2 protein-coding genes, 1 tRNA gene and 1 pseudogene are annotated in these 3,132 nt (G+C 68.0%); 3 read left to right on the forward strand and 1 reads right to left on the reverse strand.

Annotation, left to right across the window (positions count from 1 at the left end; translation table 11 throughout):
* Positions 1–159: 159 nt before the first annotated feature.
* Positions 160–573 carry an SsgA family sporulation/cell division regulator gene (locus B9S61_RS23780; protein WP_004002642.1) on the reverse strand — a complete coding sequence of 138 codons (414 nt, stop codon included), beginning with the start codon at positions 571–573 and terminating at the stop codon, positions 160–162.
* Between the two features lie 191 nt (positions 574–764).
* On the opposite strand from B9S61_RS23780, the gene B9S61_RS23785 reads away from it, so the two are divergent.
* The 3 genes and pseudogenes from B9S61_RS23785 to B9S61_RS23795 all read left to right on the forward strand — a co-directional run bounded on the left by B9S61_RS23785 (position 765) and on the right by B9S61_RS23795 (position 3,047).
* On the forward strand, positions 765–1,223 hold the full coding sequence (locus B9S61_RS23785) for a TIGR02611 family protein (RefSeq protein WP_103544086.1): 459 nt from the start codon (positions 765–767) through the stop codon (positions 1,221–1,223).
* A gap of 78 nt (positions 1,224–1,301) precedes the next feature.
* Positions 1,302–1,373, forward strand: a tRNA-Val gene (locus tag B9S61_RS23790).
* A 371-nt stretch (positions 1,374–1,744) separates the two neighbouring features.
* Positions 1,745–3,047: pseudogene (locus B9S61_RS23795) on the forward strand (ABC transporter substrate-binding protein).
* Positions 3,048–3,132: the final 85 nt, after the last annotated feature.

Raw genomic sequence — 3,132 nt, forward strand, 5'->3', positions numbered from 1 at the left:
CCTCCGCGCAAGCGCCGCACGGCACAACGGCGCCGGCCGCGGTAGGTCCGCGGCGTCGGCGCCGTTGTGTGTGAGCCGTATGCGGGTGCCCGTATGCGGCTGTCCGGGCCCGAGCCGTCACCCCGAGTCGACGGCGCCGGGCGGCTTGGTGAGCCTCGCCTAGCTTTCCGCCAGGATGTGCGAGAGCTCCTGGTCGAGGTCGAAGTGCCGGTGTTCCGTGCCGGGAGGCACGGCGGCGTCTGTGCGCTTCAGGAAGGACTCCAGGGCCCGTGCCGGGGCCTCGAGCAGGGCTTCCCCCTCCGGTGAGCTCAGGGCGATGCACACGACGCCCTGACCGTGACTGCGCGACGGCCAGACGCGGACGTCGCCGGTGCCCGTGGGGCGGTGAAGTCCCTCGGCGAGCAGGTCGCGGGCGAACACCCACTCGACGGTTTCCTCGGCTCCGGTGTGGAAGGTGGCGTGCACGGCGTAGGGGTCGGCCGTGTCGTACCGCAGGCCTGCGGGGACAGGCAGGGAGGACTCGCTCGACACAACGAGGCGCAGGTGCAGCTCGCAGCTGACCGTGGTGTTCATAAGCGCCAGGGCCTTTCGCTCAGTGTGCGCTCGGGGATTCGCACGTCGGCGAAATCGACATGCCACCTACGGTGCCGTTGTAAACCCCTCTGAGTGTTTTGCGTGGGATTACGTAACTCTTCCGGCCGAGAGATCGTTCGGGTCCTGCGCCCATTCCGGTGAAGTGATTCGCGCGGGTAGTGTTTGGATGTATGAACACGGGGAGTAACAAGTCTATCGAGGCCACGGCGGCGGCTCACGGGGTGACGGTGGACGAGAGCGGGAGCCGGGGCGAGCGGGCGCTCGGATCGAGGGCGCCGGAGTTCGTCAAAGCGCGTCGCGCCCTGCACATCAGCTGGCAGGTGGGCGTCTTCGTCGTCGGGCTCGCGGTCGTGGCGGCCGGTGCCGCCATGCTGGTGCTGCCCGGACCGGGGTGGGTCGTGATCTTCGGGGGCATGGCCATCTGGGCGACCGAGTTCGCCTGGGCCCAGCTGGTGCTGCGCTGGACCAAGCGCAAGGTCACCGAGGCGGCCCAGCGTGCCCTGGACCCCCGGGTGCGGCGCCGGAACATCATCCTGACCTCGGTGGGTGTGGTGATCGTGGCCGCGGTGTCCGGCTTCTACCTGTGGAAGTTCGGCCTCGTGATGCCCTGGAAGATCGAGAACCAGTGACCCTCGCGGGGGCCGGCCCGCCCGGCCCCCGCTGGTCACGCGCACCCCCTGACATGGGGTAATGTTCTCCCTGCGTCCGGGCGATTAGCTCAGTGGGAGAGCGCTTCGTTCACACCGAAGAGGTCACTGGTTCGAACCCAGTATCGCCCACCGGATCATCAGGCGGCCCGGCTCACGAATCGTGAGCCGGGCCGCTCTGTCATGGGCGCCCGGGAGGGTCGTGGCGCGCCCGCCCGGCCGCTCCGCTTTCGGTCGCCTTCATCCAACCGTGACTTTCCCCGGGCCCACCGCCCCCGGCCGTCGCCGTGACGTTCGGCCCGTCGGCCGCGGGGTGCCCACCTGGGGTTTTCGGCCCGGCGGAAACCCCGGGGCCGAGCGTGTCACCGTCCTCGCGCGCCCGCGGTGGCCATGAATTCCTGTCCGAATCATTGACGTCCCCCTGGGCCCTCCGTAACTTGTGCCAGCAAGCGCTTACTTGAAACGATTCATGAAGCGGACGCGAACGTCGCGGGGAGGCTCATATGCAGCAGGGCAGGGGCGCGGAGAGGCGCACCGGAAGGCGGACGGTCCTCAAGGCCGCGGGGGCCTCGCTGGCCGTCGCGGGCCTGGGTGCGACGGCCACCGCCTGTGGGGGGCGGCAGCGGCTCGGGCGACGGGACGGTGACGATCCGTTACGCGTGGTGGGGTGGCGAGCCCCGCACCATCGCGATCAGGAAGACGATCGAGCTCTTCGAGGAGAAGTATCCGAAGATCAAGATCAAGCCGGAATTCACCGACTACGAGGCGTTCTGGGAGAAGTTCCAGACCCAGGCCTCCGGCGGGAATCCGCCGGACGTATTCCAGAATGCGGTCGGATTCCTGCGCAAGTACGGCAAGCGCGGTGTTCTGCTGGACCTCAGGACGCAGGCGGACGCCGGGCATCTGAGCCTGGACAACTTCCGCAACGGAGTCCTGGCGAACGGTCAGGTCGACGGCAAGCAGATCGCCGTTCCCGTCGGCGCCAACACGATGGCGCTCGTCATCGACCTCAAGGCCTTCGAGAAGGCCGGTGTGGAGGCGAAGTTCGGCTGGACCTGGGACGAGTACTTCGACGCGCTGCAGAAGATCCAGGACAAGTTGAAGATAGCCGGTGACACCGGCTCCTTCAGCATCATGTACCTGTACGACCTCTACCTCCGTCAGAACGGCAAGGCCTTCTTCACGGACACCGATCTCGGGTTCACCGAGGACGATCTGACCGAGTGGTGGGCGGACGGCTACAAGCGGGTGAGGTCCGGGCTCGTCGCCGACCCGAAAAAGGTCGAGCAGGCCAAGCCCAAGTCGGCGCTCTCCGCGGGTCTCGCGGCATCCGAATTCACCTGGGACAACTTCTCCATCCGCTACGAGGGAGAGGGCGAGTCCGACTACGGGCTGGCGCCGATCCCCACCACGGACGGCAAGAGCACCGGCCAGTACCTCGGTTCGCTGATGCTGAGCGGCTTCTCCGGCACGAAGCACCCGAAGGAGGTCGCCCAGTTCATCGACTTCATGGTCCACGACCCCGAGATCGGCAAGATCATGGGCTACGACCGCGGCATCCTCGCCACCACCGAACAGTACGAGGCGTTCAAGCCCACCGACGCCAACAACAAGGGCGTCGCGGCCTACGAGGAAGAGGTCGCGGAGGCCGGCGTCCTCGGCAAGATCACCCCGCACCCGTCGGGCGCCGACGTCATCGAGGCGGCGTTCCTGCGCATCGGCGGCGAGGTCGCCCAGGGCAGGACCAGGCCGGCCGACGCCGCCAAGGCACTGTTCGGCGAGGCCAAGGCCGCGTTCGCCGGCTGAGGGGACGTACCACCATGACGCTCCTCAAGGAAGCGCCCGCCATCCGCACCCTGATGGGCCTGACCGACGTCCACCGGCCGAGGAC

Source organism: Streptomyces sp. SM1, from assembly GCF_002910825.1.
In the GTDB taxonomy this organism is placed as follows: domain Bacteria; phylum Actinomycetota; class Actinomycetes; order Streptomycetales; family Streptomycetaceae; genus Streptomyces; species Streptomyces okerensis.